Below are 21,302 nucleotides of genomic sequence, written 5' to 3'. Positions count from 1 at the left end.
CAACGTTGTTGCTTGTTTGTTGATACATACAATCATTACCCATCAAGTCGCCTCATGCATTTCTGCACGCATAGACTTGATCAATAAATAATCTTTACTTCTTCCAGATTGTTAAAGAACGAAACAGCTTTGATCGCTAAAAGATCAAATCTAAACCGGGTCTGTTTGACTGGCTTACATTTGCACTTTCGAGTAAAACGTGGTGGAGGATGACGGGATCGAACCGACGACCCCCTGCTTGCAAAGCAGGTGCTCTCCCAGCTGAGCTAATCCCCCGGGAATTTTTACTGGTAGGGCTGGTTGGACTCGAACCAACGACCCCCGCGTTATCAACACGGTGCTCTAACCAGCTGAGCTACAGCCCCAACGCGGAACTACTACGACTACTGTTTCTTCTTAATTAAACAGCCGATAAGTGTGAACATTTGATGCGTGAATCATTACTGATTCGTGCAAACTCTAGAAAGGAGGTGATCCAGCCGCACCTTCCGATACGGCTACCTTGTTACGACTTCACCCCAGTCACGAATCCTACCGTGGTAAGCGCCCTCCTTACGGTTAAGCTACCTACTTCTGGTAAAACCCGCTCCCATGGTGTGACGGGCGGTGTGTACAAGACCCGGGAACGTATTCACCGCGACATGCTGATCCGCGATTACTAGCGATTCCAACTTCATGCAGTCGAGTTGCAGACTACAATCCGGACTACGATACACTTTCTGCGATTAGCTCCCCCTCGCGGGTTGGCGGCGCTCTGTATGTACCATTGTATGACGTGTGAAGCCCTACCCATAAGGGCCATGAGGACTTGACGTCATCCCCACCTTCCTCCGGTTTGTCACCGGCAGTCTCATTAGAGTGCCCTTTCGTAGCAACTAATGACAAGGGTTGCGCTCGTTGCGGGACTTAACCCAACATCTCACGACACGAGCTGACGACAGCCATGCAGCACCTGTGTACTGGTTCTCTTTCGAGCACTCCTCAATCTCTCAAGGATTCCAGCCATGTCAAGGGTAGGTAAGGTTTTTCGCGTTGCATCGAATTAATCCACATCATCCACCGCTTGTGCGGGTCCCCGTCAATTCCTTTGAGTTTTAATCTTGCGACCGTACTCCCCAGGCGGTCTACTTCACGCGTTAGCTGCGTTACCAAGTCAATTAAGACCCGACAACTAGTAGACATCGTTTAGGGCGTGGACTACCAGGGTATCTAATCCTGTTTGCTCCCCACGCTTTCGTGCATGAGCGTCAATCTTGACCCAGGGGGCTGCCTTCGCCATCGGTGTTCCTCCACATATCTACGCATTTCACTGCTACACGTGGAATTCTACCCCCCTCTGCCAGATTCTAGCCTTGCAGTCTCCAATGCAATTCCCAGGTTGAGCCCGGGGATTTCACATCAGACTTACAAAACCGCCTGCGCACGCTTTACGCCCAGTAATTCCGATTAACGCTTGCACCCTACGTATTACCGCGGCTGCTGGCACGTAGTTAGCCGGTGCTTATTCTTCAGGTACCGTCATTAGCAAGAGATATTAGCTCTCACCGTTTCTTCCCTGACAAAAGAGCTTTACAACCCGAAGGCCTTCTTCACTCACGCGGCATTGCTGGATCAGGCTTTCGCCCATTGTCCAAAATTCCCCACTGCTGCCTCCCGTAGGAGTCTGGACCGTGTCTCAGTTCCAGTGTGGCTGGTCGTCCTCTCAGACCAGCTACTGATCGATGCCTTGGTAGGCTTTTACCCTACCAACTAGCTAATCAGATATCGGCCGCTCCACGAGCATGAGGTCTTGCGATCCCCCACTTTCATCCTTAGATCGTATGCGGTATTAGCGTAACTTTCGCTACGTTATCCCCCACTCTAGGGTACGTTCCGATATATTACTCACCCGTTCGCCACTCGCCACCAGAGCAAGCTCCGTGCTGCCGTTCGACTTGCATGTGTAAGGCATGCCGCCAGCGTTCAATCTGAGCCAGGATCAAACTCTTCAGTTTAATCTCTGTTTAATGTCATTTCTGACAGGTCGGACAGTATCACTACCATCCAAATCTTTTGCATTGCAAAAGATTTGCTCACTCAAAAAACTGACAGGCCACTACTTTCGTAGCGCCTATTTCATTATTTCTTGTGAACATTTGATATTTTAAGTTTTACGCTGCTTGCGCAGCGCTGCACTTACATCAAATGCCCACACTTATCGACTGTTAATTGTTAAAGAACTGTATTCGGTTACTGCTTTCGCGCTATCGACAAAGCGTTGTGTTTGTCAGCTGCGAAGAAGGAAGAGTATGAAGCATTTCACTACATCCGTCAACTCCTTCTTTTCTCGTCTCACTCGGCATTTGCATGCGTCGTTCAGCGAGGGGGCGAATTATAGCCCTGCCCCGCGCACCCTGCAAGGGCTATTTTTGCACCCCGTGAAACGCCCCTGGCACCACACTTGCTTATACAGCTCTATGCACTGTCCACTGAGAGGAGCAACTCTGGGCCTGGCAGCAACACTGGGGATAGCCCGGTTCGCTTTGCTTTGCTCCCATCCGTGACAGGTGCTACATTATGGAACACTCTCGATATTCAAAAGAGCGCCCAGTACAGGGCCCAACGGAGGCAACGAGATCATGTATCAACCGTCAGCTACTTACCGTAGCGCACCGTTTTCGTCCATCGCGGACGCGAACATTTTGCCGGCAGGGCAAGACAACGTCCCCGTCATCATTGAAACTTCCCATCAGCGCTCCGTCGCCTTTGGCCTGTCGCCCACGGCCACGCCCGACTTTACGCCGGCCGGCAAATCCGACCTGTCACTGCTGATCGAGCAAAACCGCATGCTGCACACGCACGCACTGCCGGCGATGGAAACCCTGTACCAGCAAATCGTCAACACGCACAATATGGTGATATTGACGGATGCCAACGGCGTCATCGTGCATTCGCTGGGCGACGATGATTTCCTGGAGAAAGCCAACCGCGTGGCGCTGCAGCCGGGCGTGGCATGGTCGGAACAAAGCCGCGGCACGAATGCCATCGGCACGGCCATCACGGAGAAAGTGCCGACCTTGGTCCATGCGGACCAGCATTACCTGGCCGCCAATCATTTTCTGACGTGCTCAGCGGCACCGATCACTGATCACAGGGGCAATGTCATCGGCGTGCTGGACGTATCGAGCGACCAGCGCAGTTTTCACAAGCATACGATGGCCCTGGTGCGCATGTCGGCGCTGATGATCGAAAATCAGCTGTTTTCCGCCACCTTCGAAGACGCCATCACCGTGCACTTCCACGCGCGTCCCGAATTCATCGGCACCTTGATGGAAGGCATCGCCTCATTCACGCCGGGCGGACGGTTTTTATCCGCCAATAAAAACGGTTTGTTCCAGCTGGGCCTGTCATTCGCCGCGCTGCAATCGCATACCTTCAGTTCACTGTTCGGCTTGCCCGTGTCTGCCCTGTACGAACATTACCGCACGGCTTCACCCGGTTTGCTGAACCTGTGCATGCACAGCGGCGTGCGCGTGTATGGGCGCGCGCAGTTGCGCTTGTCCAATAGCGTCTTCCAGCACGGTTTCACTGCCAGCACCGACCATAGCGATATCAACGCCGTGCCGGCCCAGGTTCCCGCGCCGGCCAGCCATGCGGCCAACGCGGCGCGCCGCCTGTCGGGCCTGCGCTACCTGCGCACGGGCGATCCGCAACTGGAACTGGTGATCGAAAAGGTCAACAAGGTATTGGGACGCGACATTCCCATCCTCGTCATGGGCGAAACGGGCACCGGCAAGGAATTGCTGGCGCAAGCCATCCATAACGACTCGCCGAGGGCCATGGGGCCGTTCATTGCCGTCAATTGCGCATCGATTCCGGAAACCCTGATCGAGTCTGAACTGTTCGGCTATGAAGACGGGGCATTTACGGGCGCGCGCAAGAAAGGGGCGATAGGCAAGATCCTGCAAGCCAATGGCGGCACCCTGTTCCTCGATGAAATCGGCGACATGCCGTTTGGCTTGCAGGCACGGCTGTTGCGCGTGCTGCAGGAACGCATGGTCACCCCGCTGGGCAGCAGCAAATCGATCACCGTTAATGTGGAACTCATTTGCGCCACGAACCACAACTTGCGCGAACGCATGGCCAAGGGACTGTTCCGCGAAGACTTGTATTACCGCCTGAATGGCCTGGTGGTCAAACTGCCGCCGCTGCGTGAACGCACCGACCTGGATACAGTCGTGAAAAAGATCCTCGCAACGGAAGCGCCCGATACGCGCTACACGGTGGCGCCGGACATCCTGCGCATGTTTCACCAGCACAAATGGCCGGGAAATTTCCGCCAGCTGACGAACCTGTTGCGCACGGCCATCGTCATGGCGGGCGACGAGCATGAAATCTGTCTGCGCCACATGCCTGATGATTTCCTCGACGATATTGAGATGACGCAAGCGACTGCCGCCAGCGCCAGCACGGACCGCATGATCGCCGCCGGCGCCAACCTGGAAGAAATGGAACAAAGCGCGATCCTCAAGTCGCTCGATGCACACGGCGGCAACGTCTCGGCCACGGCGCGGGCCCTGGGCGTGTCGCGCAACACGATCTATCGCAAAGTACCGCATCTGAAGTAGCCTAGAGTAGACGGGAAAAGCCGGGCGACATCTCGCGTCGGCCCTGCTTGTCGATGGTCATCAGGTCGACGCCTTCCATGTGTGCGGCCATCGCATGCGCGCGCGCCGCGCCCGTCACCATGAAGGCCGTCGACAAGCCATCGGCCAGCAAGCCCGTGGGCGCCAGCACGGTCACGCTGGCCAGTTCGCGCGGCGAATCACCGTTCGCGGGGTCGAAGATGTGGTGATGCACGAAGTCAGGCGTAAAACTGCATTCGTAATCGCCTGACGTGGCCACGCTGCGCCCCTCCACTTTCAAGGTGGCCGCCAGGATTTCTGCATCGCGCGGATCCTGGATCCCCAAGGTCCACGGACGGCGCAGGGAGCGCTGTCCGCGCGCAATGAATTCGCCCGTGTCGAGCAGCGCGTGCCGTATACCGCGCGCCTGCACGGCCGCCAGCGCCATGTCCGCCGCGTAGCCTTGCGCCAGACCATTCAAGGTCAGCGCCATGCCGGGCTGAAGAAAACGCACTTCGCGGCTATCCCAAGCCAGTTGCCGCCAGCCTACCCGCGCCTGCGCTGCGCGACGCAATGTGTCCGTCGGCATGCGTGCCTGGTCTGCCGCCGCGCGAAACAGCTGCCATAAAGGCTGCACGGTGATATCAAACGCCCCATCGCTCCATTGCGACAAGGCTTGCGCCTGCGACAGCACGGCCAGCAGATGCGCATCCGGCCGGGCCAGGCGGCCATCGCGGTTCAGCTGAAAGACTTGGCTGGCCGGGCTGTAAATACTCATCAAGCGGTCGATATTCCTGGCCGCGTGCAAGGCGTCTTCAATCGCCAGTTCGGCCTGGTGCTGATCGTGGTGCGACACGGTGATGGCGATCGTCGTGCCAAACGCCAGCGCGGCGCCTTGATAAGGCCGCACGCCGGATGCCGTGGCCGTGCCGCGCGCCATGCTGCCAGGCAAAATAACGCCCGCCATGCCGGCCACGCTGCCGATCGCTGCGGAAATAAACGTTCTACGCTGCATCGCTGCTCTCCTCTGCCGTGGCCCGGACGATGGGAATGGTGCGGGCACGCTTGATTTCCAGCATCAAGGGTGCGCATTTTTCATCGCTGGCGTAAATCACCACGCAATCCATGCACTGGAAACACTCACCGTAATCGATTTTCCCACTGGGCGCGATGGCGTGATGTTCGCAGCGGTGGCGGCAAGTCTGGCACGGTGTGCCGCATTCCTTGCGCCGCGGAATCCAGTTGAACAGGCGAAACCGTCCCAGCAGCGCCAGCGCCGCGCCAAATGGGCACAGATAGCGGCAAAAGAATTTATAGGAAACACTACTCAGCAGCAACAAGCCCACGGCATACGCGACGAACGGCCAGGCGCGCACGAAGTTCAGGGTAATGGCCGTCTTGAATGGCTCCAGCTCCACCAACTTGTCCGTGATCTGGCTGGAAAACAGGCTGCTGCCAAGTATGGCCGCCAGCAAGCCATACTTGATCCATTTCAAGCGGCCATCGAGACGCGGCTTGATCTTCCACTGCGGCAAGCGCAGCAACTGGCCCAGCTTGCCAGTGAATTCCTGCAGCGCGCCAAACGGACACAGCCAGCCGCAAAACGTGCCGCGCCCCCAGATGAACAGACTGAGCAGTACGAAGGCCCACAGGGTCACCGTCATTGGATCAAACAGGAAAAAACCCAGGCTGCGCCCCGCCAGCAGTGCCTGAATGAAGCCCGTAATATTGACGATCGATAACTGCCCCTGCGCGTAATAGCCGATGAAGCCAATGGTAAACACCAGGAACAGGCGGCGGAACCACGCAAATTGGCGGCCATCGCGCACCAGGCGTTTCTGCCAGGCCAATGCGCCGGCCAGCAGCGCCATCCCGGCCAGCAAGAGCATCAACTCAGCCTTGCGGTTCTTCCACGTGCCGCGCCACGTGGCATCGTCGCCTTGCGGCGCTGTATAGAACTCGGCCGGCAAGCGGTAGTTGAAATCCACGTTGCGCGCGATGCGTTCCGGATACACGATGCCCTTGTTGCGCGTGATCGGCATGGTAAACGCCAGCGGGCTGGCCGCATCGAGCCCCGCCTGGCTGATGATCCGAAACACGGCGACATTTTCCGTCGGCAACGATCCCCCATCGGACAAGCGCAATTCCAGGTCGAGGTCGCGCATGTCGATGGGCAAGCCGTCCTGCTTCAACAACAGCCGGTCGGGCACGGTGCCGCGCACGAAATCGTCGCCCAGCACGCTATAGCGCCCGCGCGACATGACGAGGATGGCGTGGTCGCCCTCGTCAAGCCGGTTGCGCAGCTTGTTCCAGCTGCGTTCCGTCAACAGATTGCGCCCCACGCTGGGCACGGATACATACGCCAGGTACAGGTCGATGAACACGCCGTCCGGATCGCGCTGGGCTTCCACATCGAGTCCCGCGCCGGGACTGCCCGCAAACAAGGCTTCCACGTCCTTGTTGCTTAAGCGAACATGCTGGATCAAGCCCTGTGCGAGCATCTGCGTCACGCTGCGTTTCTCGAATACCTCCATGCGGATGCGGGCGATCTGGTCCGGGTCGCGGCCTTGCGCGAAACCCAGTTTTTTGCGCGACACTTTCAATGCCGACGCGAGCACACTTTGGTTGATGATGCGCACGGAGGCCGTGGCCTTCGACACGCCGTCGATATCGGCATGGGTCGCATCTGGCGCGCGTTTGGTTCTTGCATCGATGGCGATATTCTGTTTCAGCGACAAGCCCTGGTACTGTTTGACGAACTGAAACAGGGGTGCTTCACCTAGGCCATCGAGAAACACGGGTTCGTGTTGCGACAGCACGGCGACGTCGAGAAAACTGCCTTTCGGATCGATGGCGATCAGCAGATTGACGGGTACGCCGGAAAAGCCGGGAATCGGCGCCAGGTCCACCGATTCAAACACGTAGCCGACCAGTTCGGTAGCCGTGGCGTTTTGGCGGAACAAGGGCCAGACGGGCAAGTCGGCTTCCTTGTCGCCGACGACGATGGGTGCAGGAAAACGCCGTGCCAGTTCGGCCTTGGTGAGCACGCCCGCCCACGCCTGTCCCAGAATGAACAGGAATAGCCAGCAGGCTATGAACAACCGCATTATCCGCATGCACTGTGCTCCGTGCGGCGCCCTGTCGCAAGGCGCCGCGTTCATTAATTAGAAGAAAATAATGCCGCCCAGCGACACGCCATTCATCTTCGCTTCGCCGCCCGCAAAGCCTTTCGAGCGCGTCTGGCCCAGTTCGCCCACCAGGGTGATCGCGCTGTTGAGCGAGTAGTACGCGCCCAGGGTCAGGTTGGCGTTCGACTTCAAGCCACCCGTGCCGGCCGTGTTGTCGTCGTTCTTGCTGATGCCGTAAGACAAGCCCAGCTTCAGCTTGTCCGTCGTTTTATACGTGCCTTGCAGCAGCCAGTTCTTCGACTTGGTATCGCCCTGATCCGCATCGGAGAGTATCCCCAGTCCTTTGCCGCCCTGGAAGTTGACCAATACGCCAGCCGGACCCATCTGGTACGAGCCGCCCACTTCCACGCCGCGCATGGTCAGGTCATCGACACCCGGCGTTTTCGAGGTGAATTTTTGCGACTTCACGCCCAGCCAGGCTTTCAATCCTTCCTGCGCATACGTCACTTGTGCCTGCACTTGCGGGCTCGACTTCGAGGAATAGGTCGAGCCTGCCACGATGGGCGTATCGGAGACGGGGCTGACCAGCGCCACATCGACGCCAACGCCGCCGGACTTCGGCGAGCTGTACATGATCTGGCCATAGTTGCCCAGATAGGTGTAGCCGGCACCGATATGGCCCAGGGTCACCCGGCCCCGCTGCGTCGCCTGCACCGGTGCGCCCGAGCCCAACAAGGTCATGTCGGACAAAATCGCATTTGCGCCGAAGATGCCATAGTCGCGGCCCAGCTTGAAGGTGCCCATGTGCTCATTGCCAAACGTAAAGAAGGCCTGGCGCACGTCGACCACGCTGTTCTGGCTGATGGCGCTGTCGGTGGCCGTCGAGTTGTAGATCCCGATCAAGGCTTTCACGTCGTACTCGCCCAGGCGTGAGCTTGCCGAAGTGATCAAGCCATTCGGCAGCAAGCCATTGCCGATGGTGGTGCGGTCCTTTTCGCCGCCGCAACCGAGCGCCTGGCCGCCCAGCGCCAGCCCGCCCACCGCATCGCCCGAACACGATACTTGCGTGTAATAGGCGTTGACGATGCCGCCCACCGACACGGTCCAGTCGCCCGCCTTGATATCGACGGCTTGTGCCTGCCCCACCGCTGCGATTGTCATGACACCGAGGCTCCCCAGCTTGATCCATGTGTTCATTGCGTCTCCTCTTTCTTCTCTGTTTTTAGTGTGCACACCAGTGATTGATGTACCTCAAGCTTTGGCAATAAGCGTGCCCAGCACGGCTCAGAGGGAGAAAGAGAAAAAGCGTAGTTAAGGTGTGCAGCAGCGGATCAATCGCCACTGACAGTGTTCATTTTTTGACCGCAAGCAGGCGTAGCGGGCATACAGGTAAACAAAAAACTGACGGCCTGGGCCGTCAGCAAAAAGAAAACACCCGGCGGACAGGGAGACACCCATCCGAGTGGCCCGGATGCTTCACCCCCTTACTTCGATGCCAGTTTGAAGACCCACACGGAACCGCCCTGTTCCAGGAAGTTGACTTTCTTCGCCACTTCGCCGCCCCACAGCGGCACCGCGCCACCCCAGCCGGAAACGACGGCAACATATTGCGTGTCGCCATCCTGCCAGGTGACGGGCGGCGCCACGACGCCGGAGCCCGTCTGGAATTTCCACAGCTCCTTGCCCGTCTTCGCATCGACGGCTTTCAGGAAACCTTCCGGCGTGCCGTAGAACACCAGGTTGCCGGCCGTGCTCATCACGCCGCCCCACAGCGGCGCGTTGTTCTTGATTTCCCACACGATTTTGCCCGTCTTCGGATCGACGGCCCGCATGGCGCCGATGTAGTCGTCAAACAAGGGCTTGATGGTAAAACCGGCACCGAGGAAGGCGCCGCCCTTCTTGTAGCTGATCGGCTCGTTCCAGATATCCATGCCCCATTCGTTCGCAGGCACATAGAACAGCTTGGTTTGCGGCGAGTACGCCATCGGCATCTGGTTTTTGGCGCCGAGGAAAGCGGGCGCGGCAAACACGGTCGTGCCCTTCTTGCCCTCCTCGCCCTTGGTCGGGTCGCCAGGGCGGCCGGCGGCGATGTAGTTCGGCCGTCCCGTTTTCAGGTCGATGCTGCTGGCCCAGGTGATTTTCTTCACAAACGGAAAGGCGTTCTGCAGCTTGCCCGTGTTGGCGTCGATCACATAAAAGAAACCGTTGCGGTCGGCCTTGCCACCGTAGCGCTTGCCATCCATGTCGAAGGTGACAAACTCGTTGGCGCCATCGAAATCCCAGGCATCGTTGGGCGTGTTTTGATACGCCCATTTGATCTGCCCCGTTTTCACGTCCAGCGCCACGGTGGACGACGAATACAGATTATCGCCGGGACGCAAGTGGCTGTTCCATGGCGCCGGGTTGCCCGTGCCAAAATACGCGAGCTTGGTTTGCGGATCGTAGGTGCCGCCCATCCACGTCGAGGCGCCGCCCGTTTTCCACAGGTCGCCCGGCCAGGTCTTGTTCACGGTTCCCGAGATACCGTTGTCGATGGCCTTGCCATCCTTGTCATAGCGGTGGCCCATGTGCCCCTCTACCGTCGGACGGCTCCACACGAGGTCGCCCGTCATCGGGTTGCGCGCTTCTACCCGGCCGACGATGCCGAATTCCCCGCCCGACACGCCCGTCAGCAGCAAGCCTTCGGCGATCAGCGGCGCGGCCGTCATCGAGTAGCCGGCCGCATAATCGTCGACTTTTTCCTTCCAGACGATCTTGCCCGTGTTCTGGTCGAGCGCCACCAGATAGGCGTCGAGCGTGCCGAAAATCACCAGGTTGCCATACAGGGCGGCACCGCGGTTGACCACGTCGCAGCAGGGCATGATGCCGTCCGGCAAACGATGCTCATATTTCCACAGCTTGGCGCCCGTTTTCAGGTCGACGGCAAAGATGCGTGAATACGATGCCGTGACGAACATCTTGCCGTTATGAATCAGCGGCTGCGATTCCTGGCCACGCTGTTTTTCGCCGCCAAACGAGAACGACCAGGCCGGCACCAGCTTGGCCACGGTCTTGTCATTGATTTGTGTCAACGGCGAATAGCGCTGGCCCTGCGTGCCCATGCCAAACGACAGCACGCTGGCCGGATTCTTCGCCGTATTGTCGAGCATGGCATTGGTGACATTGCCCACGTCGGCCGCCTGGGCCAGCGATGCCAAACTCAAACCGACGACCATCCCCATGATTTTTTTCTGCACAATCATCTCCCTCTGTTTTATTAGTATGTGTGTATCAAGTCTTGCGGTGCTCATGCGGCTGGGCATGCAACAGCGCGCACTCTTCATCGGTGAACAGGCGCGAGCGCGTCAGGAAGCGCTTGCCCGTGCCGTTGTCGAGTGAAAACATGCCGCCATTGCCATCGACCACATCGATAATCAACTGGGTATGCTCCCAGTACTCGAATTGCTCGAGTCCCATGTAAAACGGTGTGCCATTCAAATTGCCGAGATAGATATCGGTATCGCTGACATCGAACTCGCCCAGCGCATAGCACATGGGCGCGCTGCCGTCGCAGCAGCCGCCCGACTGGAAAAACATCAACGGGCCGTGACGCTGGCGCAACTTGTCCATCATTTCCAGCGCCGCATCGGTGGCGACCACCCGGGCAATTGCTGCACTCATGGCATCCCTTTCTGCGCGCCGCCCCCGACCAAGGGTGCGGCGCCTGTTGCCGGTTTAGAAGAAGCCCAGCGCTTTCGGGCTATAGCTCACCAGCAAGTTCTTCGTTTGCTGGTAGTGGTCGAGCATCATCTTGTGGTTTTCGCGGCCGATACCCGATTGCTTGTAGCCGCCGAACGCGGCGTGGGCTGGATACAGGTGGTAGCAATTGGTCCACACGCGGCCCGCCTGGATGGCGCGTCCCATGCGGAAGGCGCGCGAACCGTCACGCGTCCACAAGCCGGCACCGAGGCCATACAAGGTGTCGTTGGCAATCGCCAGCGCTTCGGCCTCATCCTTGAAGGTGGTCACGGAGACGACCGGTCCGAAAATCTCTTCCTGGAAGATGCGCATCTTGTTGTTGCCCTTGAACACGGTCGGACGCACGTAGTAGCCGCCCTCCAGATCGCCGGCCTGCGTATGGCGCTCACCGCCGGCCAGCACTTCGGCGCCTTCCTGGCGGCCGATGTCGAGGTAGGACAGGATTTTTTCCAGCTGCTCCTGCGACGCCTGGGCGCCGATCATGGTGGACGAGTCGAGCGGGTTGCCCTGCTTGATGGCGGCCACGCGCTTCAAGGCGCGTTCGATGAATTTCTCGTAGATCGATTCCTGGATCAGCACGCGCGATGGACAGGTGCACACCTCGCCCTGGTTCAGCGCAAACATGGTAAAACCTTCCAGGCACTTATCGAAATAATCATCATCGGCATCCATCACGTCTTCAAAGAAGATATTCGGCGACTTGCCGCCCAGCTCCAGGGTGACGGGAATCAGGTTTTGCGCGGCATAGCCCATGATCAGGCGGCCCGTGCCCGTTTCGCCCGTAAAGGCGATCTTGGCGATGCGCTTGCTCGAGGCCAGCGGCTTGCCCGCTTCCAGGCCGAAACCGTTGATGATGTTCAGCACGCCCGGTGGCAGCAAGTCGCCGATCAGTTCGATCAACACCATGATGGACGCCGGGGTTTGCTCGGCCGGTTTCAAGACGACGCAATTGCCGGCGGCCAGGGCTGGTGCCAGTTTCCATACGGCCATCAGAATCGGGAAATTCCACGGAATGATCTGGCCCACGACACCGAGCGGCTCGTGGTAGTGATAGGCATAGGTTTCCGCATCGATTTGCGCGACGGAACCTTCCTGCGCGCGGATGCAGCCGGCAAAATAACGGAAATGGTCGATGGCCAGCGGAATGTCGGCATTCATCGTTTCGCGGATCGGCTTGCCGTTGTCGATGGTTTCCGCCGTGGCAATCAGGCTCAGGTTTTGTTCGATGCGGTCGGCGATGCGGTTCAGGATATTGGCGCGCTCGGCAGGCGAGGTCTTGCCCCAGGCATCCTTGGCGGCATGGGCGGCGTCCAAGGCCAGCTCGACGTCTTCCGCCGTGGAACGGGCAATTTCGCAAAATGGCAAGCCCGTGATCGGCGTAATGTTAGGAAAGTATTCACCTTTTACTGGGGCAACGAATTTGCCGCCGATGTAATTGTCATAGCGTTGTTTGAAGGGATTGGCTACGCCCAGTTTGCTGATGTCTGCGAGATTCATGTCGTCCTCTATCGGGTTAATTAGAATGGAAATACTTTAATTAAAATCAAACGTCCTGGTACAGATGGGGTGAGTACACGGAGTCTTCCGCAAATGCCGTGCCAGCTCGCCATCCCACTACAAACTTAGCCGCTTTTCCCCCTGTTACAAGGGTGTGGCGTCAATACCGGCGCGCTTTTCAGCGCATGCCCGGGCTTGAGCCGCTGCACAATGGAACAGGTGTACCAGACTGGAACACCTGCACCTGTGTCACTAGCGAATCACCACGCCCCATGGCAATTCGCCCACGGCAATATCGGCCACCTTGCGCGCGCTGGCCGTGTCGATGACGGAAACGCTGTTCGAGCGGCCATTGGCCACGTACAGTTTGCTGCCATCGGGCGTGATGGCCATATTCCACGGACGCTTGCCGACGGGAATGGTGGCCGTGACCTGATGACTGGCGGTGTCGATCACCATCACCGTGCCATCGATACCGTTCGAGACATACACCTGCTTGCCGCCAGGATGGACGGCGATGCCATTCGCATTCTTGCCCGCTGGAATGGTGGCGATGGCCTTGCGCTCGGCCATGTCGATCACATACACGGCATTGACCAGTTCGCACGCCACGTAGGCACGGCCCGAGTCCGGACTGAAACCGATGCCGCGCGGCCGCAGGCCCACGGCGATGGAAGCGACCTGGCGGCGTTGCGCCACATCAATGACATCGACTTGCTCGGCCTCTTCCGCACTGACCAGCAGCCAGCGCCCGTCCGGGCTGAATACGGCATGTTCCGGGTTACGTCCGTGCACCTTGATATCGGCTAGCAAGACGCCCGTCTGGCCATCGAGCAAGGCCACGCTATTGTTTTCCTCGACGGCCACGGCCACATGACTACCATCTTGCGAGGCGCTGACCCCTTCCGGCGACTTGCCCAGCGCCACCGTGCGCACGGGCGTGCCGGTCGCGTTATCGATCAGCAACAAGGCGCTGCTGGCCGCATCGGTAACAAACAATTGCCGTCCGCTGGGGTCGGCGGCGATGCCGCGCGGCCGCTTGCCTGCCGCGATCTGGCGCACCACCTGGTCGGTGGCCGTATCGATCACGCTCAAGGTGCCCGATTTTTCATTGGGGACATAGGCAAAAGGAGCGGCCTGGAGGGCGGTGCTGGCGAGCGCAGGCAGCAGCCAGCACACCTGGCGCAAGCGTGAGAAGAAGTTGGGCATAATCACCTTTTCAATGGAAAAACACAGGAAAAGCGCGCGGCATCGGCGCCTCTGAACATTGCTGCATGCAAACGCCGTGCCACCGACACGCGTATAATTTCAGCCCACCAATGGAGACATGGCAGGCATATTGCTTGATACAACTATGCAGACCTGCGCCGCGCACGCGACCAAAGCAGGCTTTTAATCACATTGGAGAATCCGCATGCAGCATCGTTTCCGCTTGAACACCATTGCCAGCCTGTTTGTCGCCGGCAGCGCCACCCTCGCCCCCCACGTTTTTGCCGCCGAGGCAGCTGACCTGGCCAACGGGCAACTGATGGATACGGTGGTCGTCAGCGGCAGCCGCATCGCCCACCCCAGCCAGGAAGTGCCGGCCTCGATCGACGTTGTCGACAGCGCCCGCATCCAGGATGGGCAAATCCGCGTCAACGCGTCGGAAGCGCTGGCCGCCGTGCCAGGCCTGGTTGTGCAAAACCGCCAGAACTATGCGCAAGACTTGCAGATCTCGTCGCGCGGCTTCGGCGCACGCTCGGCTTTCGGCGTGCGCGGCGTCAAACTGGTCAGCGATGGCATTCCTGCCAGCATGCCGGACGGCCAGGGCCAGGCCGCCACCTTCAACCTCGACACGGCAGAACGCATCGAAGTGCTGCGCGGACCTTTCTCCGCCATCTACGGCAATCACTCGGGCGGCGTGATCCAGCTGTTTTCCAGGGATGGGCAAAATCCCCCGTCCGTCGAATTGAATGTAACGGGCGGCAGTTTCGGCACCAGCAAGGTGGACCTGACGGCACAAGGCCAGGCAGGCGGTATCGGCTACGTGCTCGACGGCTCGCGCTTCCGCACGGATGGTTTCCGCGACCACAGCGCCGCCACGCGCGAACAGGCCTTCGGCAAGATCACCGTCAAGCCCAATGCGGACAGCAAGCTGACCATCGTTGCCAACAGCCTGCATCAAGGCAACACGCAAGATCCGCTGGGCGCCACCTGGGCCACGTTTGCCCGCGACTCGCGCGCCGGCGAAATCGATACGACGGATACACAGAACCCGAAACGCACCCTGGCCGAGCGCTACAACACGCGCAAGAGCATCGACCACCAACAAATCGGCGCCACTTATGAACAGTCGTTCGGCGACGACCGCCTGCATGTGATGGTGTATGGCGGCAACCGCGATGTGATCCAGTACCAGGCTTTCAACATCGGTTTCCAGAACCCTCCCTCACACTCAGGCGGCGTGGTCGACTTCCAGCGTCAGTTCTATGGCATCGATACCAATTGGCTGCACGTGAACCAGCTGGCCGGCGGCAAACTGAGCACCACCATCGGCATCGATTACGGCCGCTCCAGCGATGACCGCACCGGCTATGAAAATTACATTGGCAATAGCTTTGGCGTAAAAGGCAAGCTGCGCCGCGACGAGCAGGATGTCGTCTCCAGTCTCGACCCGTATATCCAGGCGGAATGGCAAAGCGGGCCATGGCTGCTGAGCGCTGGTGTGCGCTACAGCAAGATGAAAGTGTCGGTCAACGACCGCTATCTCAGCAATGGCAACGACAGCGGCAGCCTGGAGTTCAGCCACACGACACCGGTGCTGGGCCTGCTGTATAAACTGACGCCGAACGTCAACGTGTACGCCAGCGCCGCGCGCGGCTTCGAAGCGCCTACCCTGAACGAACTGTTTTACTCGGGTAAAAACAGCGGCTTCAATTTCAACTTGAAACCCGCCACCAGCACCAACCTGGAAGCGGGTATCAAGGCCAGGATCAATCACAACACGCAGGTGAACGCGGCCGTGTTCCAGATCAAGACGAATGACGAACTGGTGGTCGACGGCCAGAACTCTGGTAACGGTCGCACCAGCTACATCAATGCCAGCAAGACCTTGCGCCAGGGTATGGAAATATCGCTGGACTCGAACCTGCCGTATGGTTTCACGACAAAAGTGGCGCTGACCAGCCTGCACGCCGTGTATGACCAGGCCTTTGGCAGCGTGCGCGAAGGCAGTCGATTGCCGGGCATACCCAGCGCCAACCTGTTTGCGGAACTGGCGTGGAAAGACACGCTCGACCGCTTCGGCGCAGCGCTGGAAAGCGTGGCCAGCAAGCAGGTCTACGCGGAAGACAGCAACATCGAAAAGCCGGCGCCAGGCTACACGGTGTTCAACGCGCGCTTCAACGCCAAGCAAAACGTAGGGAATTGGCGCTTCAAGGAATTTGCCCGCCTGAACAATCTTTTCGACAAGACCTACGTGGGCTCCGTCATCGTCGGCGACAGCAACAAGCGCTACTATGAAGCGGCGCCGGGACGTAACTGGTTGCTGGGGGTTAGCGCCCAGTACAGTTTCTAAAGAAAAAGCCCGCGTATCGGAAGATACGCGGGCTTTTTACCTGACTAGCATGACCTGTTACGGCCGCGCTTCCTTCACGCCATATTTCTCAAAGATAGCTTTCAATTCGCCGCTGGCCGCCATCTCGTTCATGGCTGCCTGCAGCAACTTGCCCACGTCGAGTTGTTGCTTGCTGACGGCCAGGCCCACGGCCCAGCCGGCACGCGGCAAGCGGGCGAACGCCACTTCGCTCAAGGGGAAAGCGGGATCGCTTTTCAGCACCGACTCGATTTCCGAACGATTCGCCAGCACCGCGTCGAGCTTTCCCGCCTGCAATTGCTGCAAGGCTTCGGCGGCCGTGTCGAAGATGCGCACGTCGTCGCGGTACTTGCCATTGTCTTCGCCCAGCATCAGCATGGCGGCGATCGATACTTTTTCCACGCCGATACGCTTGCCAGCCAGCGTAGCGACGCCATCGAACTGCGGCACGGCTTGCGCGCTGCGCGCCAGGCGCACGGTTTCCACGTAGTACGGTGCGAAGATCTCGACCTTGTCGTTATCCGCCATCAATTTCTTGTCGACGGGCACATGCAGCATCACGTCGGCAGGACCATAACCGAGGTAATGCCCCTTCCACACCATATTGCGCAAATCGTCGTTCAGGTTTTCGCCGGCGGGAAATGGCAGCAAGCTCAGTTTCAGCCCCAGCTTTTTCGCCAGCGCTTCGGCGATGTCGATATCGATGCCCGTGCCCTTGTCGGAAAACGGAGAAAACTCGTTATACACAGCCACTTTCAGGCTGCCCGACTGCTGCACTTTCTGCCAGTCGGCGCGCGCCGGCGCGGCTGCGCACAGCGCCAGGCAAGCGAGCGAGAGCATCGCTCGCTTGCCCCGGAGTTGAAATGAACGCATGGGACTCCTTCGTGATCAATTCGGCTTAATTGGATTCGCGGCGGGTTTCCAGGTAGGTCTTGATGGCCCACATGGCTTCCTGGTTGAACACGCCTTCGAACGGCGGCATGTACACGGCGCCATTGCGTACTTTACCGTGACGAATAGTCGTCAGGAAATAATTGTCCGTTTCCTTATAGCAAGCCTGTTTCTTTGTCTCATTCTTGATACCGAAGCAATCGCGGTCGAGCTGGCGCAAGTCCGGCGCGATACCGCCCGAGATGGCTTCGATGCCGTGGCAACGCGCGCAATTCTGGTTGTAGGCCGAGGTGCCGACCGTCAAGGCCAGCTTGTTGCCACGATACGGGTTTTGTTCGAGCCACTTGTCGCCCACCTTGGGCAAGCCGGTGGTGTCGACGCCTTGCGGCGTGACATTGCCGTGCGCATAGGCATGCGGCAAGGTCAGCAGGGAAGTGAGGGCAACGGCGCCGGCGGCCGCCATGCCGAGCAGGGTACGAATGGAATAGGTCATGCTGGTCTCCTTGGTTTTTTTAGTGAATATCCAAGAAGAGCAAATGCCATGCCATGCGTATTTGCCCCGCATCCGGCCGCCCATGTATCAATTTGGAACAGCTGCAACACGTATATGTGTCACCGCACGTGTAATCCGCCAGCGCCAGATAAAACCACCAGACGAAAAAAAACCCGACCATTGCTGATCGGGTTTTTCTCTACTGCGTATAACAAGCCTGACGATAACCTACTTTCACACTGGTTGCAGCACTATCATCGGCGCAAAGTTGTTTCACGGTCCTGTTCGGGATGGGAAGGGGTGGGACCAACTTGCTATGGTCATCAGGCATAACTTGTACTGGCATTTGTCCTCAATGGAGCGACAAAGCCTGAATCTGGAAGAAGCAAAGATTGGGGTAATGACTGGTAGTATCAACAAACACGCAACGTTGTACCGTCTTATCCTCTGTACCTGCTAAGGTTATAGGGACAAGCCGTACGGGCAATTAGTACTGGTTAGCTTAATGCATTACTGCACTTCCACACCCAGCCTATCAACGTCCTGGTCTCGAACGACCCTTCAAAGAGCTCAAGGCTCTGGGAAATCTCATCTCAAGGCAAGTTTCCCGCTTAGATGCTTTCAGCGGTTATCTCTTCCGTATTTAGCTACCCGGCAATGCCACTGGCGTGACAACCGGTACACCAGAGATACGTCCACTCCGGTCCTCTCGTACTAGGAGCAGCCCCCTTCAAATTTCCAACGCCCACGGCAGATAGGGACCAAACTGTCTCACGACGTTTTAAACCCAGCTCACGTACCACTTTAAATGGCGAACAGCCATACCCTTGGGACCGGCTACAGCCCCAGGATGTGATGAGCCGACATCGAGGTGCCAAACTCCCCCGTCGATATGAACTCTTGGGAGGAATCAGCCTGTTATCCCCAGAGTACCTTTTATCCGTTGAGCGATGGCCCTTCCATACAGAACCACCGGATCACTATGTCCTACTTTCGTACCTGCTCGACTTGTCAGTCTCGCAGTTAAGCACGCTTATGCCATTGCACTATCAACACGATGTCCGACCGTATCTAGCGTACCTTCGAACTCCTCCGTTACACTTTAGGAGGAGACCGCCCCAGTCAAACTGCCTACCATGCACTGTCCCCGATCCGGATAACGGACCAAGGTTAGAACCTCAAACAAACCAGGGTGGTATTTCAAGGTTGGCTCCACGAGAACTAGCGTCCCCGCTTCAAAGCCTCCCACCTATCCTACACAGATTGGTTCAAAGTCCAATGCAAAGCTACAGTAAAGGTTCATGGGGTCTTTCCGTCTAGCCGCGGGTAGATTGCATCATCACAAACATTTCAACTTCGCTGAGTCTCGGGAGGAGACAGTGTGGCCATCGTTACGCCATTCGTGCAGGTCGGAACTTACCCGACAAGGAATTTCGCTACCTTAGGACCGTTATAGTTACGGCCGCCGTTTACTGGGACTTCAATCAAGAGCTTGCACCCCATCATTTAATCTTCCAGCACCGGGCAGGCGTCACACCCTATACGTCCACTTTCGTGTTTGCAGAGTGCTGTGTTTTTATTAAACAGTCGCAGCCACCAGTTTATTGCAACCCTTTCACCCTTCTGGAGTAAACCAGTCAAGCTACCGGGGCGTACCTTTTCCCGAAGTTACGGTACCAATTTGCCGAGTTCCTTCTCCCGAGTTCTCTCAAGCGCCTTAGAATACTCATCTCGCCCACCTGTGTCGGTTTGCGGTACGGTCTCGTATGACTGAAGCTTAGAGGCTTTTCTTGGAACCACTTCCGATTGCTTCGTGCACAAGTGCACTCGTCTCAACCCCTTGAATTCCGCGCCCGGATTTGCCTAAGCGCCTTCTATGAGCCAAAAACCAACTATTCCAACAGTTGGACAACCTTCCGCGATCCGTCCCCCCATCGCATCATACGACGGTGCAGGAATATTAACCTGCTTCCCATCAGCTACGCATCTCTGCCTCGCCTTAGGGGCCGACTCACCCTGCTCCGATGAACGTTGAACAGGAAACCTTGGGCTTACGGCGTGGAGGCTTTTCACCCCCATTATCGCTACTCATGTCAGCATTCGCACTTCTGATACCTCCAGCATCCTTTACAAGACACCTTCGCAGGCTTACAGAACGCTCTCCTACCATATATATTGCTATATATCCGCAGCTTCGGTGACTGGCTTAGCCCCGTTACATCTTCCGCGCAGGACGACTCGATCAGTGAGCTATTACGCTTTCTTTAAATGATGGCTGCTTCTAAGCCAACATCCTGACTGTTTTAGCCTTCCCACTTCGTTTTCCACTTAGCCAATCTTTGGGACCTTAGCTGGCGGTCTGGGTTGTTTCCCTCTTGACGCCGGACGTTAGCACCCGACGTCTGTCTCCCAAGCTCGCACTCATCGGTATTCGGAGTTTGCAATGGTTTGGTAAGTCGCAATGACCCCCTAGCCATAACAGTGCTCTACCCCCGATGGTGATACTTGAGGCACTACCTAAATAGTTTTCGGAGAGAACCAGCTATTTCCAAGTTTGTTTAGCCTTTCACCCCTACCCACAGCTCATCCCCTAATTTTTCAACATTAGTGGGTTCGGACCTCCAGGGCGTGTTACCGCACCTTCATCCTGGCCATGAGTAGATCACTTGGTTTCGGGTCTACACCCAGCGACTGATCGCCCTATTCGGACTCGATTTCTCTACGGCTTCCCTATTCGGTTAACCTTGCCACTGAATGTAAGTCGCTGACCCATTATACAAAAGGTACGCAGTCACGGAACAAGTCCGCTCCTACTGTTTGTATGCACACGGTTTCAGGATCTATTTCACTCCCCTTCCGGGGTTCTTTTCGCCTTTCCCTCACGGTACTGGTTCACTATCGGTCGATTACGAGTATTTAGCCTTGGAGGATGGTCCCCCCATATTCAGACAGGATGTCACGTGTCCCGCCCTACTTGTCGTACGCTTAGTATCACCGGTCTGATTTCGAATACGGGACTATCACCCGCTACGGTTCCTATTTCCAGAGGATTCTTCTATCAGTCCGACTATCACGTACAGGCTCTTCCCATTTCGCTCGCCGCTACTTTGGGAATCTCGGTTGATTTCTTTTCCTGCAGCTACTTAGATGTTTCAGTTCGCCGCGTTCGCCTTGCATACCTATGTATTCAGTATGCAATACCCTAAAAGGGTGGGTTGCCCCATTCGGAAATCTGCGGATCAAAGTGTGTTTGCTCACTCCCCGCAGCTTATCGCAAGCTACTACGTCCTTCATCGCCTGTAATCGCCAAGGCATCCACCATGTGCACTTATTCGCTTGTCCCTATAACGTTAGCCTCTGATAATCGAAACTAT

Annotated in this window: 11 protein-coding genes, 2 tRNA genes and 3 rRNA genes; 2 read left to right on the top strand and 14 right to left on the bottom strand. The window is 57.6% G+C overall.

The genetic code is table 11. From position 1 onward, the window contains the following. Window positions 1–200 precede the first annotated feature (200 nt). The 3 genes from CLU91_RS19695 to CLU91_RS19685 form a co-directional block, all read right to left on the bottom strand. Window positions 201–276, bottom strand: a tRNA-Ala gene (locus CLU91_RS19695). Between the two features lie 12 nt (window positions 277–288). After that, a tRNA-Ile gene (locus CLU91_RS19690) sits at window positions 289–365 on the bottom strand. 98 nt (window positions 366–463) lie between these two features. Continuing rightward, window positions 464–1,994, bottom strand: a 16S ribosomal RNA gene (locus CLU91_RS19685). Between the two features lie 624 nt (window positions 1,995–2,618). On the opposite strand from CLU91_RS19685, the gene CLU91_RS19680 reads away from it, so the two are divergent. Then, complete coding sequence (locus tag CLU91_RS19680) at window positions 2,619–4,607, top strand: sigma-54-dependent Fis family transcriptional regulator (RefSeq protein ID WP_232730808.1); 1,989 nt, start codon at window positions 2,619–2,621, stop codon at window positions 4,605–4,607. A 1-nt stretch (window position 4,608) separates the two neighbouring features. Here the strand turns inward: CLU91_RS19680 and CLU91_RS19675 are convergent, their stop codons facing one another. From CLU91_RS19675 to CLU91_RS19645, 7 genes are all read right to left on the bottom strand, one after another. Continuing rightward, the gene (locus CLU91_RS19675) at window positions 4,609–5,619 is read right to left on the bottom strand and encodes an FAD:protein FMN transferase (protein ID WP_100875484.1); all 1,011 of its coding nucleotides are present in this window, start codon (window positions 5,617–5,619) and stop codon (window positions 4,609–4,611) included. Beyond that, window positions 5,609–7,711, bottom strand: coding sequence for a 4Fe-4S binding protein (locus CLU91_RS19670; RefSeq protein ID WP_232730807.1), 2,103 nt, complete (start codon window positions 7,709–7,711; stop codon window positions 5,609–5,611). Before CLU91_RS19670 ends, CLU91_RS19675 begins: the two co-directional genes overlap by 11 nt. Window positions 7,712–7,768: 57 nt before the next feature. Further along, the gene (locus CLU91_RS19665) at window positions 7,769–8,929 is read right to left on the bottom strand and encodes a porin (protein WP_100875482.1); all 1,161 of its coding nucleotides are present in this window, start codon (window positions 8,927–8,929) and stop codon (window positions 7,769–7,771) included. Window positions 8,930–9,216: 287 nt separating this feature from the next. Continuing rightward, window positions 9,217–10,947 carry a PQQ-dependent methanol/ethanol family dehydrogenase gene (locus CLU91_RS19660; protein WP_100876818.1) on the bottom strand — a complete coding sequence of 577 codons (1,731 nt, stop codon included), beginning with the start codon at window positions 10,945–10,947 and terminating at the stop codon, window positions 9,217–9,219. A gap of 55 nt (window positions 10,948–11,002) precedes the next feature. Next, complete coding sequence (locus CLU91_RS19655; RefSeq protein ID WP_034756816.1) at window positions 11,003–11,392, bottom strand: DUF779 domain-containing protein; 390 nt, start codon at window positions 11,390–11,392, stop codon at window positions 11,003–11,005. A 54-nt stretch (window positions 11,393–11,446) separates the two neighbouring features. Further along, window positions 11,447–12,967: an aldehyde dehydrogenase gene (gene adh / locus CLU91_RS19650; RefSeq protein WP_071075146.1), complete on the bottom strand. Its 1,521-nt coding sequence runs from the start codon at window positions 12,965–12,967 to the stop codon at window positions 11,447–11,449. A 252-nt stretch (window positions 12,968–13,219) separates the two neighbouring features. Beyond that, the gene (locus tag CLU91_RS19645) at window positions 13,220–14,176 is read right to left on the bottom strand and encodes a beta-propeller fold lactonase family protein (RefSeq protein WP_100875481.1); all 957 of its coding nucleotides are present in this window, start codon (window positions 14,174–14,176) and stop codon (window positions 13,220–13,222) included. Between the two features lie 205 nt (window positions 14,177–14,381). Between CLU91_RS19645 and CLU91_RS19640 the strand changes: the two genes are divergently transcribed. Then, a complete protein-coding gene (locus tag CLU91_RS19640) occupies window positions 14,382–16,526 on the top strand; it encodes a TonB-dependent receptor family protein (RefSeq protein ID WP_100875480.1) in 2,145 nt (714 codons plus the stop codon). Window positions 16,527–16,583: 57 nt separating this feature from the next. Here CLU91_RS19640 and CLU91_RS19635 read toward each other — a convergent pair whose 3' ends face one another. The 4 genes from CLU91_RS19635 to CLU91_RS19620 all read right to left on the bottom strand — a co-directional run bounded on the left by CLU91_RS19635 (window position 16,584) and on the right by CLU91_RS19620 (window position 21,270). Continuing rightward, window positions 16,584–17,417: a substrate-binding periplasmic protein gene (locus tag CLU91_RS19635; RefSeq protein WP_232730805.1), complete on the bottom strand. Its 834-nt coding sequence runs from the start codon at window positions 17,415–17,417 to the stop codon at window positions 16,584–16,586. 25 nt (window positions 17,418–17,442) lie between these two features. Beyond that, the gene (gene pedF, locus CLU91_RS19630) at window positions 17,443–17,928 is read right to left on the bottom strand and encodes a cytochrome c-550 PedF (RefSeq protein WP_100875478.1); all 486 of its coding nucleotides are present in this window, start codon (window positions 17,926–17,928) and stop codon (window positions 17,443–17,445) included. Window positions 17,929–18,143: 215 nt separating this feature from the next. After that, a 5S ribosomal RNA gene (gene rrf, locus CLU91_RS19625) occupies window positions 18,144–18,256 on the bottom strand. A gap of 138 nt (window positions 18,257–18,394) precedes the next feature. Then, window positions 18,395–21,270, bottom strand: a 23S ribosomal RNA gene (locus CLU91_RS19620). Between the last annotated feature and the right edge of the window lie 32 nt (window positions 21,271–21,302).

Origin of the sequence: Janthinobacterium sp. 64, assembly GCF_002813325.1 — a bacterium.
Taxonomy (GTDB): domain Bacteria; phylum Pseudomonadota; class Gammaproteobacteria; order Burkholderiales; family Burkholderiaceae_D; genus Janthinobacterium.
This window is presented reverse-complemented; position numbering and strand designations above follow the sequence as displayed.

Bases quoted from the DNA above. Each gene is read 5' to 3' on its own strand.
- CLU91_RS19655 (WP_034756816.1), bottom strand. From the start codon at position 11,392: ATGAGTGCAGCAATTGCCCGGGTGGTCGCCACCGATGCGGCGCTGGAA.
- CLU91_RS19660 (WP_100876818.1), bottom strand. From the start codon at position 10,947: ATGGTCGTCGGTTTGAGTTTGGCATCGCTGGCCCAGGCGGCCGACGTG.
- CLU91_RS19680 (WP_232730808.1), top strand. From the start codon at position 2,619: ATGTATCAACCGTCAGCTACTTACCGTAGCGCACCGTTTTCGTCCATC.
- CLU91_RS19670 (WP_232730807.1), bottom strand. From the start codon at position 7,711: ATGCGGTTGTTCATAGCCTGCTGGCTATTCCTGTTCATTCTGGGACAG.
- CLU91_RS19675 (WP_100875484.1), bottom strand. From the start codon at position 5,619: ATGCAGCGTAGAACGTTTATTTCCGCAGCGATCGGCAGCGTGGCCGGC.
- CLU91_RS19640 (WP_100875480.1), top strand. From the start codon at position 14,382: ATGCAGCATCGTTTCCGCTTGAACACCATTGCCAGCCTGTTTGTCGCC.
- CLU91_RS19665 (WP_100875482.1), bottom strand. From the start codon at position 8,929: ATGAACACATGGATCAAGCTGGGGAGCCTCGGTGTCATGACAATCGCA.
- pedF (WP_100875478.1), bottom strand. From the start codon at position 17,928: ATGACCTATTCCATTCGTACCCTGCTCGGCATGGCGGCCGCCGGCGCC.
- CLU91_RS19635 (WP_232730805.1), bottom strand. From the start codon at position 17,417: ATGCGTTCATTTCAACTCCGGGGCAAGCGAGCGATGCTCTCGCTCGCT.
- adh (WP_071075146.1), bottom strand. From the start codon at position 12,967: ATGAATCTCGCAGACATCAGCAAACTGGGCGTAGCCAATCCCTTCAAA.
- CLU91_RS19645 (WP_100875481.1), bottom strand. From the start codon at position 14,176: ATGCCCAACTTCTTCTCACGCTTGCGCCAGGTGTGCTGGCTGCTGCCT.